The sequence below is a fragment of the Microbacterium amylolyticum genome (genome assembly GCF_011046975.1).
Taxonomy (GTDB): domain Bacteria; phylum Actinomycetota; class Actinomycetes; order Actinomycetales; family Microbacteriaceae; genus Microbacterium; species Microbacterium amylolyticum.
Genome location: NZ_CP049253.1, coordinates 1,490,033 through 1,504,759, shown reverse-complemented (window position 1 = coordinate 1,504,759; position 14,727 = coordinate 1,490,033). Strand labels below are relative to the sequence as shown.

The window sequence follows — 14,727 nt, the reverse complement described above, 5'->3', positions numbered from 1 at the left end:
GTCCGCGGCGAACGGGTCGAGGAGGAGGGGCATATTCGACGACTATATATGAGGATGAGAATGGTTATCGTTTAGGATTGCCAGAATGACAACACCAGCCCTCCTGGCCCGCGGCGTTTGCTTCGCCTACGCGGGCCATGACGTTCTCCACGACGTTGACGCGCGCCTCGACGCCGGCGTACTCACGGCGATCGCGGGCGAGAACGGATCCGGTAAGTCGACCCTGGTCGAGATCATGGCCGGTGTGCGCTCGCCGCGGAGTGGTGTCGTTGAGCGCACGGGTGATATCGCGCTTGTCGTGCAGCGCGTCCGCGTTCCCGAAGGATTTCCCCTCACGGTGCGCGAAACCGTGTTGATGGGAACCTGGACGCGCCGACGCCCGCGGCGCGAGGTGCAGATCGCGGTGGATGACGCGCTTGCGCGCGTGGGCCTCATCGATCTCGAGAAGCGATCGATCCATGAGCTGTCGGGTGGTCAACGTCAGCGCGCGCTGATCGCGCAGGGCATCGCACGCGATGCGGCGATCATGCTGTTCGACGAACCCGCCGCGGGCCTCGACGCGGAAAGCCGCGAGCGCACCCGCCAGATCCTCAAAGACGAAGCCGCCCGCGGTCGGGCGATCGGCTGGGTGACGCACGATGACGAAGACCTGCTGTGCGCCGATCGTGTGATCCGGCTCGAAGCCGGGCGACGCACAGGCGACGCAAAGGAAACGCTCTGAGGGCATTCATCAGCGGGAAACAATAGGATGGGTACCACCCCCTCCCGCTGAAGGAACCTGCATGCCCGCACGCTCTGTCACGCCGCGCGACGCGCGTGTTGTTTTGGTGCTCCGGGCCCTCATCGTTGCCGTGGCCGCACTGACCGCCACCTTCGTGCAGGAGCGAACCGGCGAGTTCAGCCTGCTGCTCTTCCAGGTATTCGCCGGCGCGATGGCGATTCTCCTCTGGGGCTTCGTCGCGTACCGCCGCGGAAACGTGGATCGCATCTACGGGATCCTCGGCGCCGTACACGCACTGGCGTTGATCGCGGGATTCCTCCCGTGGGGTGATGCGGCAACGCGTTTTCACTGGGTACTGATTGCCTGGGCTGTTGTCGCGGGCAGTGCCGAGTTGATGTCCGGACGTCGCGCCCGCGATATCGGAGAGCAGGAGCGCCGCGACCGCCTGGTCGTCGGAGCCTTGACGCTGCTGCTCGCGGTGGTTTCGCTCGTGGTGTCGCCGCAGTATTCGCTCGACTACTTCATCGAGGACGCCGGGCGCACCTTCACCCTGACGGGAACGATCATCGGCGTCGGCCTCTTCGGCGGATGGGCCGCGATCGTGGCCGTTTACCTCGGCATCGGCGCTGCGTCGCCCGCGCCCGTAGCCACGCATAAGGACGAATCGTGACCGACAAGCAGCCCACCCGTCGTGACCTGATGAAGCCGATTCAGCTTCTGGGGGTCGCGTTTGCGTCCGCGCTTTTCGCCGGCTTTGTTGCCGTGATGTCGATGGGCGGGTTTACGGGCGCGGGATCTGAGGTCGTCACCTCTGCGTGGCGCGTCGGCGGCATTCTCGCCGGCATCGTTTTCATCGCGGTGCTTCTGGGGCTTGCGCTTCTGCTGCTCGTTGTCGACCCCCGCGATGTCGTGACGCCGACGGATAAGCCCATCCTCACGCAGCACGAGGACGATGTTGACGACGGCGCAGACGGCGACGCTCCTGGGGAAAACCGAACCGAGTAGCGCCGGAGCACCGGTGCCACTCGTCGTTAGGCCAGCGTCCCGACAACCTCGACAACGCGGGCGATCGATTCCTCTTCTCCGACCGAGATCCGCACGCCCTCGGGGAACGGTCGCACCACGATGCCCGCGGCGTCGAACGCGGCCGCGACGGACGGGTCCGTTGTTGGCAACCACACGAAGTTGCCGTGTGACACGGGAATGTCCCAGCCCGTGTCGCGCAGCTGCGCCGCGAGGCGGTCACGACGATCGATGAGAGTGCGCACGCGCTCCGCCATTTCGTCCTCGTGCGCGAGGCTGGCCAGGGCTGCTTCTTCTGCCTGCTCCGTCACGGACAGGGGCATTTGGGTGGCCCGTGCGCCGTCGAGCACCCGGCTGTGTCCGATCGCGTAGCCCACTCGCAGAGCAGCCAGGCCGTACGCCTTCGAGAACGTGCGCAGCACGACGACGTTGGGGTGTGCATCGAACACGCGTTCGGCGATGCCATCGACGGCCTCGTCATCCGTGACGAACTCGGCGTAGGCCTCGTCCAACAAGACGAGCACATCGGAAGGGACCTGCGCGAGGAATTCACCGAACTCGGCGCTCGTCACGATCGGGCCCGTGGGATTGTTCGGCGAGCACACGAGGATGCACCGGGTGCGTTCCGTGATCGCCGCCGCCATCGCCTGCAGATCGTGTCCACCATCGGGCCGGTTCGGAACCTGCACGCTGGTGCCGCCGGCGACGAGCGTCAGTGAGGGATAGGCCTCGAAGGAACGCCACGCGTAGATGACTTCGTCCCCGGGGCCGGCGGCGGCCTGCAGAAAACCGGCGAGAAGGGAAACGCTGCCCGCGCCGATCAGTACCTGATCGGGGTCGACGCCGTAGCGAGCACCGAGCGCGGCGCGCAGTCGGCCGGCGGTGGCGTCGGGGTACCGGTTCAGCGTGACCGCACCGCGGACCGCGTCGATCACACCGGGAAGCGGATCGAAGGGGTTCTCGTTGCTCGAGAGCTTGAAACCCGTCGAATCGGCGGGGCGACCCTGGCGGTAGGGAGGAAGCGCCGCAATCTCAGGACGGATACGAGGCAGAACAGGTGTGTCAGTCACGCGATCGACTTTAGGTCATGTTGCCAGCTGTTCAGCACCCCTGAGTGTGCGGTCCGCTCACTTTTCCGTGGTGCGCCGCGTGCCACACCTCCCTCACGGGACATGCTCAGCGGATGGCCTGCGGCGGGGTGCCACGATGGGCGCATGAGATTTCTCATCACATCGATCATGAATGGCTTCGCCATTTGGGTGCTCACGCTCATTCCGTTTCTTAGCGTGAGCATCACGCCGTTCGGCGGCGACGACATGTGGTGGTTCCTGTTCACTCTCGTCGCCATCGGTGCGCTGTTCGGGATCGTTAACGCGATCATCCGCCCGATCATCAAGGTCGTGGCGTTCCCCCTGTTCGTGCTGACGCTGGGGCTCATCGCGCTGGCGATGAACGGTTTCCTGCTGCTGATCACCGCCTGGTTCACGAGTTTCTGGCACTGGGGCCTGGATGTGGGCGGCTTCTGGAGCGGTGTAGGAGCCGGCATCATCCTCGCGATCATCAACATGATCTTCGGAATCGTTCTGCGCCCCCAGAAGAAGCGCCGCTAGTCACCTTTCTCCTGTTCCGGCACGGAGAACACAAAGCGCTCGACGCTCTCAGCGCCGCCGAGATCGGCGAGATGCTCTCGGAAGCCCCCGACCCGCGGATCGCCGGATTCCTCGAACACTCGAGCGGTTTCGGCGTAGCTGTTTACCCGGTGTGATCCGGCGACCCACGGGTCCCAGAGCGGCCCTCCGCCATCGGCATGGCGCCGGGTGACCAGCACACTGTCCTCATCCGCCAGGGTGCTGGGAGACCCTCCCGCCGCCAGCGCCGCCACCGGATCGTCCGTATGCGCGATGGTGAGGGCGGTGGCGTCGTCGCCGAGCACCGCGTGCTGCGGCGAGCCGACGATCGTGACGCGCTGCACGTCGAAGTCGCTGTCGGTGGCGACTCGCTGAGCGATCATCGCTCCCTGTGAGAACCCGTGCACCTCAACAACATCTCCGGGCTGGGCGCCGGCCTGACGCAGTGCCTCGACAGTGAAGTCGTACCCCGCCGATTCGCGTTCTCCCAAATACAGGCCCAGGTTTCGCTGCCAGGACCAGGGGTCGCTCGGGTCGAGGGGGTTGCCCTGTGACCCTGCGATGTACGTCACGTACCGGGCGCTGCCGTCGGGCATGGTGTACCGATCGACGCGTACTCTGTCGCGGGCGTCATAGCCGTTTCCCTCATCGTTCGGGATTCGGCGAATCGACTCAGCGATCGTGGACGGGGCCGCGGAGCGCGACGTGGCAACCTCCATGCGTGGTGGTGGCCCAGCCGCGGCGCTGCCGCTGCGATTCTGCTGTCGGCGGAGCTCCCCCGTCGATCCCGGGCCCATGCGTGCGCCGGCGCGAAACATCGACAACCCCACGGTGAGCACCATTGCCAGGTCTCCGCCGCGGATGAACGGGGAAGGCGATGGCGTGTATGCCCAGTCATTGACCATCCGCATTCGGGTGAGGGTCTGCCAGGCGTCGAACGCTCGATCGGCGGCCGCGGCCGCATCGGGATGAGCATGCCTGAGCCGCACCAGGTGAACCAACTCATCTTCCGGCACGGTGGCACCCGCTTCGGAGAACATATAAGCGCGCATGCGCCCTTCCACCAGCTCGTAGACGTCTGCCGCGTGGCGAAGGGAGACCGCGAGTGTCTCGAGATCGTGGATAACGCGATCGAGGCGAGAAGGGATCAGTGTGCGCCCTGTCCATCCGATGGGGATCTCGGGCGGAACGAGGGCGCGGTGCTGATCGGCGGCGAGGCAACTCGCCTGTGCGCGCCGTGCTTCTGCGGGTACGTTGTCCACGCGCTGTGCCATGGTCCTGAGCTCATCGGGGTTGACTTCGACGATTGCGCCGTGCGTGACCGTGAGGCTCATAGGGGCAGGCTTTCGACGTACTGGGCCTGTGTGCGAAACAGGGCGGCCTCCGAGTCGAAGGACTCGACGATTCCCGCCAGCTCTCCGGCGATGTCCCACGTCGATTCGTGAAACCGCTCCGACGCCGGGGAACGCCAGGCGATGTCGCCCGCGACGGCCTGGAGCAACCGCATCGCATATTCCGCCTCGCCGCGGCCGCGCTCCATCGCCGCGGCGGCATCCGTGAGCGCCTGCCGTGCCTGCTCTCCGATTGACATGCTGTACATACGGCCAACGATGCGCGATGAACGGCGCCGTCACGCGCGTGAGAGCGGCGATCGTCAGATAACTTCACGAACCGGCGCGTGTGGACATGTAACTCCGTCTCTCGCGCGCGGACAAGTATCGTGTGAGGTGCTCCCTTCCCGCCTCGTACCGGAGGTGCCTCATGGCCGATTTTCCCCTTCAGCCCCTTAGTCCGCTCGATGGACGCTACCGCTCAGCGGTCGCGCCGCTGGCGAACTACCTCTCGGAGGCCGGCCTGAACAGGGCGCGGGTCGAAGTTGAGGTGGAGTGGCTGATTCACCTGACCGATAACCGCCTGTTCGGAACGGAACCGCTTGCGGGTGACGTGAAGGAACAGCTGCGCCTCGCCTACCGTGAGTTCGGGCAGGAGGAGATCGACTGGCTGGCCGAGCGCGAGGCCGTCACCCGCCACGATGTGAAGGCCATCGAGTACTTCGTGCGCGAGCGTCTCTCACAGCTGGGCCTCGATGCTCTTGCGGAGCTCACCCACTTCGCGTGCACCAGCGAGGACATCAACTCGGCGTCCTACGCCCTCACGGTCCAGCGGGCCGTAAAAGAGGTCTGGCTTCCCGCCTTCCGTGACGTCATCGAGAAGCTCCGCACGGTGTCGCTGGAGCTCGCCGACGCGCCCATGCTCGCCCGCACCCACGGTCAGCCGGCAACGCCGACGACGATGGGCAAGGAACTCGGTGTCTTTGTTTGGCGCCTGGAGCGCGTGCTCTCGCGCATCGAGCAGACGGAGTACCTGGCGAAGTTCTCTGGTGCGACCGGAACCTGGTCAGCTCACATCGCCGCCGAACCGGCAGCGGACTGGCCTGCTCTCACACAGACGTTTATCGAGGGCATCGGGCTGGGATACAACCCCCTGACGACGCAGATCGAGCCGCACGACTGGCAGGCAGAACTGTACGACCACGTCAAGCACGCCGGCGCGATTCTGCACAACCTCGCGCAGGACATATGGACCTACATCTCGCTCGGCTACTTCACGCAGATTCCGGTTGCGGGAGCCACGGGGTCGTCGACGATGCCGCACAAGATCAACCCGATTAAGTTCGAGAACGCCGAGGCGAACCTCGAAATCGCGGGTGGGCTGTTTGCGACGCTTGCGCAGACCCTCGTGACCTCGCGCATGCAGCGCGACCTCACCGACTCCACCACCCAGCGCAACATCGGCGTGGCATTCGGACACTCGCTTCTTGCGCTGAACAATCTGCGTGGAGGCCTTGACCAGATCGCGCTCGCACGTGATGTTCTGCTGGCCGATCTGGACCGCAACTGGGAAGTGCTCGCCGAGGCCATCCAGACGGTGATCCGTGCCGAGGTCGTCGCGGGCCGGTCGGACATCACAGATCCCTATGCTCTGCTCAAGGATTTGACGCGAGGTCACCGCATCGGAGCCGAGGACCTGACGGTGTTCGTGGACGGACTGAACATCTCTGACGAGGCGAAGGGCCGACTGAAGGCGCTGACACCCGCAGGCTACGCGGGCCTCGCCGAGAGCCTCGTTCGGTCGAAGCTCGAGAAGTAGGGGTTCGCGTAGCCCGCCAGAATGTGTCGGCGGGCTACGCGGCCGCAGGCGATCCATAGCTTTGTATAGACATTTTTGGCTTCCCGTTTCGTCAACAAGGGAGACCACTGTGTCCGACACCACCGCTACGCCTCACCGAGCTCCGAAGGTTCTTTCCGCCCTCATCATCATTGCCGGGGCGATCATGCTCATCGCCGGGATTGCCGCCTGGGTGGTGGTCGCTACTCAGCTCGCCGCTGATTATCGGTGTCTGTTACGCGAACGTCGTTCGCCAGACACCAACCCGCCGGAGCTTGAGCTCCGGCGGGTTTTTCGTTCTGCACCTCTGATCGTTGTGATCATCCACTAGAGGAAACGCCGATGCGTTGTGGGCATCCTTTCGGCACACTCATCAGCCGGGGGGCATAGCGTGGAACGGTGACATCGGCACAGAACCTGAACCCCGCGGCTGACGACGCCGTGGTGCGCTTCCTTCAGCCGGACGGAACGCTTGCGCCAAACGAGCAGGCAGAGCCGTACCGTGCGATCGTCGACACCCTCGACGACGACGCGCTCCGGCAGATGTACCGCGATATGGCGGTCATCCGAGCCTTCGACCGGCAGGCGACCCTTCTTCAGCGGCAGGGTCAGCTCGCGCTGTGGCCACCGTCCTGGGGCCAGGAGGCCGCGCAGGTCGGCTCCGCGCGGGCCACACGTGCGCAGGACACGATCTTCCCGTCTTATCGCGAGCACGTTGTCGCGAAAATTCGGGGCGTCGACCCGGTCGACATCCTCGGTCTCATGCGCGGAACAACGCACGGAGGGTGGGACCCGACAGACCCCAAGAACGGGAACACGCGCCTCTACACTCTCGTGCTCGGAACGCAGACGCTGCACGCAACGGGGCTGGCGATGGGCCTGAACTTTGACGGCCGCGCCGGAAGCGGCGACGTCGATACGGACGAGGCCGTCGTCGTTTACTACGGTGATGGAGCCGCGAGCGAGGGCGATGTTCACGAGGCGATGGTGTTCGCCGCGTCGTACAACACGCCGCAGCTGTTCTTCCTACAGAACAACCACTGGGCGATCTCGGTTCCCGTTTCCACGCAGGCGAAGGCGCCTCTTGTCGAGCGTTCCGCCGGGTATGGCATCCCCAGTGTGCGCATCGACGGCAACGATGTGCTCGCATCGTATGCCGTTTCGCGCATGTTGCTGGACGAGGCACGAACGGGCGGAGGGCCGCGGGCGATCGAGGCGGTCACGTATCGCCGAGGCGCACACACGACAAGCGATGACCCCACCAAGTACCGCACCCGCGAAGAAGAAGCGGCGTGGGACGCGAAGGACCCGATCTCGCGGATGAAGGCGTTCCTCGAAGCGCGGGGCGCCGATGCCGCCTTCTTCGCCGATGTGGAGCGGGAAGGTGATGAGCTCTCGGCTGATGCACGAGAGCGGATCGTGAAGCTTCCGGAGCCCACAGCGGACAGCATGTTCGCGCACGTGTACTCCGAACCGCACGCCCTCATGGAACAGCAGGCGGCGTGGTTGGCCGAATACGAGGCATCGTTCGAGGGAGGCACAGCATGAGCCGCGAGACGATGACCTTCGCGAAGGCGATGAACGCCGGACTGCGCAAGGCGATGGAAGACGACTCCCGCGTGCTGCTCATGGGAGAGGACATCGGCAAGCTCGGTGGCGTCTTCCGGGTCACTGAGCACCTGCAGCGCGACTTCGGCGAGAACCGGGTTCTCGACACCCCTCTCGCCGAGTCCGGCATCGTGGGAACGGCGATCGGTCTGACGATGGCGGGTTTCCGCCCCGTGATCGAGATCCAGTTCGATGGCTTCGTGTTTCCCGCGTTTGACCAGATCACCACACAGCTGGCGAAGCTGCAGAACCGCCACGAGGGCGGCATCACGATGCCTGTTGTCATCCGCATTCCCTACGGCGGACACATCGGCGCGGTGGAGCACCACCAGGAGAGCCCCGAGGCATACTTCACCCACACGCCGGGTCTGCGCGTTGTCAGCCCGTCAACGCCCAACGACGCGTACTGGATGATCCAGGATGCGATCCGCTCGAACGATCCCGTGATCTTCATGGAGCCCAAGAGTCGGTACTGGCAAAAGGGCGAGGTGGACATCGATGATCGGGCCCTGCCGCTGCACGCCACGCGGGTTGTCCGTCCGGGAACGGATGTGACGCTGGCCGGACACGGCGCGATGGTCGCCGTGCTGTTGCAAGCAGCCGCGATCGCTGAGTCCGAGGGTACGAGTTGCGAGGTTGTCGACCTGCGCTCGCTGTCGCCCGTCGACTACGACCCCCTCGTGGAGTCGGTTCGGCAGACCGGCCGCCTGGTGTGGGCCCAGGAAGCACCCGGGCACACATCGATCGGCGGGGAGATCGCCGCAACCGTGACGGAACGTGCGTTCTACTCGCTCGAGGCGCCGGTTCTCCGGGTGTCAGGCTTCGATGTTCCCTTCCCGCCTGCCAAGCTGGAGGGCACCTATCTTCCCGATGCGGACCGCGTGCTCGAAGCCGTGGACCGCGCGCTCGCCTACTGAGAGGATCTCCGTTATGGAGACGTTCAACCTGCCGGATGTTGGCGAGGGTCTCACAGAGGCCGAGCTGATTGAGTGGCGCGTGAAGCCGGGCGATCAGATCGCCGTGAATGACACGATCGCTGACATCGAGACGGCAAAGAGCGTTGTCGAGCTCCCGTCGCCCTTCACTGGCACGGTGGGCGAGCTGCTGGTCGACGAGGGAACAACGGTCGACGTCGGAGCTCCGATCCTGACGATCGACACCTCCGGTGGCGCGCCAGAAGAGCAGGCGTCGGCATCGGAAGGCGGGGCCACCCCAGAGCCGACGCCGGATGCCTCCGACTCGGCGGTGCTTGTCGGCTACGGTTCCGGAGCCGAGGCGAAGACCCGCCGAGCACCTAAGACGCACGATCGTGTTGTCGCGTCGAGCGTTGGTGTGATCGCGAAGCCTCCCGTGCGCAAGCTGGCACGCGACGTCGGCGTCACGCTGAGCGATGTCGCGGGCACGGGCCCGGCAGGCGAGGTCACCCGCGAAGATGTGATGCGGCACGCCGAGCAGGCGTCTGTTTTCCGCAATATGTCGACTCCGGAGTGGCCGGCAGAGCGCGAGCGTCGTATCCCCGCTCCGCAGAAGCCGCTGGATGATCGCTATGAGGCGATCCCCGTCAAGGGCGTGCGCAAAGCCACGGCCAGCGCGATGGTTGGGTCCGCCTACACGGCGCCGCATGTGTCGGTGTGGACAGATGTCGACGCCACGCGAACGATGGAATTCGTTGCCCGGTTGAAGAAGCAGCCGCAGTTCGCGGATGTACGCGTGTCTCCGCTGCTTGTGTACGCGAAGGCCGTGATCTGGGCCGCGCAGCGCACTCCCGAGATCAACGCCGCGTGGATCGATACCGAAAGCGGCGCCGAGATCCAGGTGCGCAACTACGTCAATCTGGGGATCGCCGCGGCCACGCCGCGCGGACTGCTCGTTCCGAACATCAAGGACGCGCAGAAGATGTCGATCCGCGAGCTGGCGATCGCCCTGCAGAGCCTGACGCAGAAGGCACGCGACGGCAAGACCAGCCCCGAGGACCAGCAGGGCGGAACCATCACGATCACCAACATCGGGGTGTTCGGAATGGACGCCGGAACGCCGATTCTCAACCCGGGTGAGGCGGGCATCGTGGCCATGGGCTCGATTCGCCAGAAGCCGTGGGTGGTCGATGGCGAGGTGCGTCCGGCGTGGGTGACGACTGTCTCCGGATCGTTCGACCACCGTGTCGTTGACGGCGACAAGATCAGCCGGTTCTTGGCGGACATCGCCGCCGTGTTGGAGGAGCCGGCGCTCCTGCTCGACTGAGTCTGTTCGTCAGAGGTGAGCTCTAACGTGGTGCGCATGCCCCGGCTCGTCCTCACCCCAGCGCACGTTGACGCGTTTTTCGCGGCCGATGACGCTGATGATGGGCGCGCGCTGTTTCACGGCCTTCCGGTGCGTGTTCTGCGCAAAGAGTCGGGGCGTTCTGTGGCCACGGGATTGGTCACGGTGGGGTCGGTCAGCGTTGAGGTGATCCTCGATGGCACCCAGGGCGAGACCAGTATCGACTGCTGGTGTTCTCACGACGGCGCCGGCATGTGTGCGCACGCCGCTGCCGCGGTTCACGCGCTGGCATCGGCCGAACCACCGCTGGCGCTGACGGGAACCGGAGCAGAAACGACCCGCCGCACTCCGCAGCCGCCAACGTGGCAGAAGGCGCTCGAGCGAGTGATCTCTGCGGAACCCGACGATGATCAGGCTGACCCGCCGTCCGACATCGCTCTGCTCTTTGCCGTGCGCGAGGCCGAGGCGGGTGATCCGCCCGGCGCGGGAATCGCGATCCGGCCCGCCGTTCGAGGCAAGGGCGGCACCTGGGTGCGCGGCGAGGTCACGTGGAAAAACCTTGCGGCCCAGCGGTGGAGTAACGATCCGCGGGCGCGCGTGCTGGGCGAGATCGAGGCACTGTTTTCGTCACGCGTGAACTTCCCCGCTCTCGTCGACCGCATGCGTGAACACAGTGGGAACCGTGTCTACTTCGGCACGGGATGGACAAGCGAGTGGATTCGCCTGGACGCGACGCCAGCGCGCGGCCTGTGGGAGTTGTTGCGGGCGGCGCACGACGCCGGCGTCGTCTTCGTGGCCGACGAGCGCGAGCAGCGCGAGATCGCGGTGGGCCAGATCCCGAGCAGGGCGGCGATCGATCTGCGCATGGTGCGCGGAACACTCTGGGTAGACCCCGTGATCACGCGCGACGATCGCGCGCCCGAGGCATCGGACGCTTCCGCCGTGTTGTCACTGGGCGCGCCGACGATCGCCGTTGCCCGCGCGGAGGGCACCGCAATCACGGATATTGTGCCGCTGGAAGCGCCGGCCACCGACGAATTCGATCGTCTCCGCCGTGGCGGCCGGCTCACGATTCCTGCGGTGGGGATCGAGGATTTCCAGCGGGACTATCTGCCCCATGTGCGCGAGGTTGCCCCGCTGTTCTCCAGCGATGAGTCGTTCGAGATTCCCCTTCCGCCGCGCCCCGTTCTTGTGCTCGCCGTTCGTCACGCGGACCCCGTTGCCCGGCTGTTCTGGGAGTGGGATTACCCCAACGGTGCGCGCCGGGATGGCGCGGCTGAGCGCGAGATCATGTCGATGGTTGAGAGCGCGGCCGGACGCTTTTCACACCTCCTGCAGCGCGGGCGGGCCGATCGCGTGTTCCCGGCGCGTGACCTGGACCGCGATGAGACGGTCGAGTTCCTGGCCGAGGTATTGCCGGCCGTGCGCGCACTCGACGATGTCCGGTACGAGCCGCACAGTGAGGTTCCCGCGTACGCGTTCGCCACAGAGGAACCGCTCATTTCTTTCGGTGCCGACCCCGGTGGACACGACTGGTTCGAGCTGAACATCGTCGTCACCATTCAGGGCGAGCCGGTGTCCAGCAGTCAGCTCGTCACGGCGCTCTCGCGCGGACAGACGTATTTCCGCCTGCTCAGCGGCACGGTATTCCCGTTGGTCGATGAGCGGTTCGCGCGCCTTCGCGACGTTCTCACACAGGCGAAGGCGCTGCACGACACCACATCCGACCGCGTTCGGATTCCGCGCTATCAGTTCGACATCTGGCAGGAGCTCGCCGAGATCGGGGTGATCTCTTCGCAAGAGAAGCAGTGGTTCGCGGCGATGCGGCAGCTGGGGGCGGATCGCGTGGAAATGCGGCATCCTCCGTCGTCGTTCACGGCAGAGCTACGCGAATATCAGCGCGAAGGGTTCTCCTGGCTCGACTTCTTGCGACGGCATCGCCTGGGCGGCATCCTCGCGGACGATATGGGGCTCGGAAAAACGGTGCAGGTTCTCGCGGCGCTCGCCCAGGCCCGCGAGGACGAACCGGACGCCCGCTTCCTCGTTGTCACGCCCACCAGCGTTGTCGGCCACTGGGTGGCCGAGGCCGAGCGGTTCGCACCAGCACTCGGGGCAACAGCCATCCGCGACACCGCCGGAAAGCGCGGTACTCGGGTTGCCGATGCCGCCGGAAACGCCGCCCTCGTCGTCACGAGCTATGCGATCTTTCGACTGGACCACGAAGACTTCGCTCAGATGGGGTTCCGCGTTCTCGTGCTCGACGAGGCGCAGCAGGTCAAGAACACCGCGTCACGCGGATACGCCCTCGCCCGCACGCTCGACGTGCCGACGAAGTTCGCGATCACGGGAACGCCCATGGAGAACAACCTGATGGAGTTGTTCGCGATCGCCACTCTTGTCGCGCCCGGGCTCTTCGGCACCCGCGCGCATTTCCGCGACCAGTTCCAGCGTCAGATCGAGCGCGAGCGGAACGCATCACGGCGTGATCGTCTGCGGGCGCGACTGCGCCCGTTCCTGATGCGCCGCACGAAAGAGCAGGTGGCGCCAGAGCTCCCTCCGAAAACGGAACAGACGCTCGAGGTGGTTCTGCACCCGGCGCACCAGCGGGCGTATGAGCGACGGTTCCGGCGTGAGCAGCAGAAGCTGTTGGGGCTGCTGGACGATGTCGAGAAGAACCGCATTCAGATTCTCGCGTCGCTGACCACGCTGAGAATGCATGCTCTCGACCCCAGCTACGCCGGCGCTGATGGCGGTTCGGCCAAGCTCGACAAACTGGGGGAACTTCTCGACGAGATCGTCGCGGATGGCCACCGCGTGCTGGTGTTCAGCCAGTTCACGTCTTTTCTTGGTCTTGCCGCACAGGTTGCCGAGGCTCGCGGCATTCGCTACGCATATCTCGACGGGTCCACCCCTCACGCACAGCGTGCGCGGGCGATCGACCGCTTCTCGGCGGGTGAGGTGCCGGCCTTCTTCCTTTCTCTCAAGGCGGGCGGAACGGGTCTGAACCTCACCGCGGCCGACTACTGCGTTGTTCTCGACCCGTGGTGGAACCCCGCGGCCGAGGCACAGGCCGTTGATCGCGCGCACCGCATTGGCCAAACCAAGCCCGTGATGGTTTATCGCCTGATCTCCGCCGGAACGATCGAGCAGAAGGTGCTCGATCTGCAGTCGCGCAAGCGTCGCCTGTTCGAGGAGGTGCTTGCCGGGGCCCCGGCCGAGGCGCTCGGAGCCGACGACTACCGTGCCCTGTTGGGGGAGCCTCGGCCATAGGTGCGCGGAGCGCCTACGCCACGGCCCAGGCGGGGAAGGGGTCGTCGTAGGTCATCCACACCGCCGGACCCTGCGCGAACTCTTCGTCAGTAAGGGTGGCGTCGCCGAAAGCGCGCGCGAGAGCGGGGCGATCGAGATCCAACCCGAACAGAGCGATGTCTTGTCCGGCCGCGAGCATTTCCTCGTCGTCCTCCAGCTCGTCGTCGCGGCTGACGGGAGGCAGCGACAGCATCGACCCGACGTGTTCCCAGTGCGCGGTGACGCCGGGCCGTGTGGCGAGGCGACAGAAGCCGGCCGACCGGAGAACGCTTCCGAACGCGCCTGCCTCGATTTGCGTGTCGAGCAGTTTCTCTAGCCGTGCGGGGTGGAACGGGCGTACCGACTGGAAGCGCAGAGCACTCACACGATCGTCGGTCATGTGCGGCTCGAAGTCGTCGTTGAGCAGGGCGATCCAGCCGGGTCGATCCTGAACGGCGGTGAGAGGGGTGGTCTGTTCCGGGGCATCGTATGGCGACGGGTGCAGGCGGGTGCGTACGCGGGGGCTGAGCGCGCTGATGAGCGCGAGCATCGTCGAGAGCTCGGGGGTGGAGAGGGCATCCCAGTTGATGAGGACGACGGTGGTGGCGTATTCGATCTGCGTGACCGTTGCCAGGGCACGAGCGCGGAAGACCCGATCGCCGTCGGGTGAGCGGTGCACGAGGTAGTCGTCGCGGGCGATGTCATCGAGCAGGTGAGGTGCGTCGACAACGCAAACGAGACCGACCAGGGACGCCGACGAGGTGGGGTGCGCAAAGCGGCCGATGATCTCGGTGGGGGCAACAGATGCAGGGAACTCCACAACGGCTCCTCCGGGACCATCCGCCCACGCCGCCAAGGCTTGTGCCTCATCGACGGGATCGGGAGAGACAGCGATCCGATGTGCGGGGAAGAACGTTCGCCCGGTGCGCTGGGCGATATGGACGCCGTGCTTTCCGCGCTCGGGAATGCACGTTCCCATGACCGCGACAACGTCAACCTGCTCCATGTGGGTTCCCTTCGAACTCTCGAACT

The 14,727-nt window shown here is 65.6% G+C and carries 14 protein-coding genes; 10 read left to right on the top strand and 4 right to left on the bottom strand.

Annotation, left to right across the window (positions count from 1 at the left end):
• The first annotated feature begins 85 nt into the window (after positions 1-85).
• From aztA to G6N81_RS07395, 3 genes are all read left to right on the top strand, one after another.
• On the top strand, positions 86-721 hold the full coding sequence (gene aztA / locus G6N81_RS07405; protein ID WP_165135072.1) for a zinc ABC transporter ATP-binding protein AztA: 636 nt from the start codon (positions 86-88) through the stop codon (positions 719-721).
• Between the two features lie 61 nt (positions 722-782).
• Entirely contained in the window at positions 783-1,391 is a 609-nt protein-coding gene (locus G6N81_RS07400) for an acyl-CoA synthetase (protein ID WP_165135069.1), read from the top strand.
• Positions 1,388-1,726, top strand: a complete 339-nt coding sequence (locus G6N81_RS07395; RefSeq protein ID WP_165135066.1) for an amino acid transporter — start codon at positions 1,388-1,390, stop codon at positions 1,724-1,726. Before G6N81_RS07400 ends, G6N81_RS07395 begins: the two co-directional genes overlap by 4 nt.
• Positions 1,727-1,752: 26 nt before the next feature.
• Here the strand turns inward: G6N81_RS07395 and G6N81_RS07390 are convergent, their stop codons facing one another.
• A complete protein-coding gene (locus tag G6N81_RS07390; RefSeq protein ID WP_165135063.1) occupies positions 1,753-2,814 on the bottom strand; it encodes a histidinol-phosphate transaminase in 1,062 nt (353 codons plus the stop codon).
• Between the two features lie 144 nt (positions 2,815-2,958).
• On the opposite strand from G6N81_RS07390, the gene G6N81_RS07385 reads away from it, so the two are divergent.
• The gene (locus G6N81_RS07385; RefSeq protein ID WP_165135060.1) at positions 2,959-3,354 is read left to right on the top strand and encodes a phage holin family protein; all 396 of its coding nucleotides are present in this window, start codon (positions 2,959-2,961) and stop codon (positions 3,352-3,354) included.
• Here the strand turns inward: G6N81_RS07385 and G6N81_RS07380 are convergent.
• Together G6N81_RS07380 and G6N81_RS07375 are read right to left on the bottom strand one after the other, a co-directional pair.
• Complete coding sequence (locus G6N81_RS07380) at positions 3,351-4,706, bottom strand: hypothetical protein (RefSeq protein WP_165135057.1); 1,356 nt, start codon at positions 4,704-4,706, stop codon at positions 3,351-3,353. The two genes, G6N81_RS07385 and G6N81_RS07380, sit on opposite strands and share 4 nt — an antisense overlap.
• Positions 4,703-4,972, bottom strand: a complete 270-nt coding sequence (locus G6N81_RS07375; protein ID WP_165135054.1) for a hypothetical protein — start codon at positions 4,970-4,972, stop codon at positions 4,703-4,705. Before G6N81_RS07375 ends, G6N81_RS07380 begins: the two co-directional genes overlap by 4 nt.
• Positions 4,973-5,133: 161 nt before the next feature.
• On the opposite strand from G6N81_RS07375, the gene purB reads away from it, so the two are divergent.
• The 6 genes from purB (at position 5,134) to G6N81_RS07345 (ending at position 13,677) form a co-directional block, all read left to right on the top strand.
• Positions 5,134-6,522, top strand: coding sequence for an adenylosuccinate lyase (purB, locus tag G6N81_RS07370; RefSeq protein WP_165135051.1), 1,389 nt, complete (start codon positions 5,134-5,136; stop codon positions 6,520-6,522).
• A gap of 109 nt (positions 6,523-6,631) precedes the next feature.
• The gene (locus G6N81_RS07365) at positions 6,632-6,871 is read left to right on the top strand and encodes a hypothetical protein (RefSeq protein WP_165135048.1); all 240 of its coding nucleotides are present in this window, start codon (positions 6,632-6,634) and stop codon (positions 6,869-6,871) included.
• 86 nt (positions 6,872-6,957) lie between these two features.
• The gene (locus G6N81_RS07360) at positions 6,958-8,088 is read left to right on the top strand and encodes a thiamine pyrophosphate-dependent dehydrogenase E1 component subunit alpha (RefSeq protein ID WP_165137844.1); all 1,131 of its coding nucleotides are present in this window, start codon (positions 6,958-6,960) and stop codon (positions 8,086-8,088) included.
• Positions 8,085-9,065: an alpha-ketoacid dehydrogenase subunit beta gene (locus G6N81_RS07355; protein ID WP_165135045.1), complete on the top strand. Its 981-nt coding sequence runs from the start codon at positions 8,085-8,087 to the stop codon at positions 9,063-9,065. The genes G6N81_RS07360 and G6N81_RS07355 overlap by 4 nt, the downstream gene beginning before the upstream one ends.
• 13 nt (positions 9,066-9,078) lie before the next feature.
• Positions 9,079-10,389: a dihydrolipoamide acetyltransferase family protein gene (locus G6N81_RS07350; RefSeq protein ID WP_165135042.1), complete on the top strand. Its 1,311-nt coding sequence runs from the start codon at positions 9,079-9,081 to the stop codon at positions 10,387-10,389.
• 36 nt (positions 10,390-10,425) lie between these two features.
• Positions 10,426-13,677, top strand: a complete 3,252-nt coding sequence (locus G6N81_RS07345; protein WP_165135039.1) for a DEAD/DEAH box helicase — start codon at positions 10,426-10,428, stop codon at positions 13,675-13,677.
• 13 nt (positions 13,678-13,690) lie between these two features.
• Here G6N81_RS07345 and G6N81_RS07340 read toward each other — a convergent pair whose 3' ends face one another.
• The gene (locus tag G6N81_RS07340) at positions 13,691-14,701 is read right to left on the bottom strand and encodes a GTP-binding protein (RefSeq protein WP_165135036.1); all 1,011 of its coding nucleotides are present in this window, start codon (positions 14,699-14,701) and stop codon (positions 13,691-13,693) included.
• Positions 14,702-14,727 lie beyond the last annotated feature (26 nt).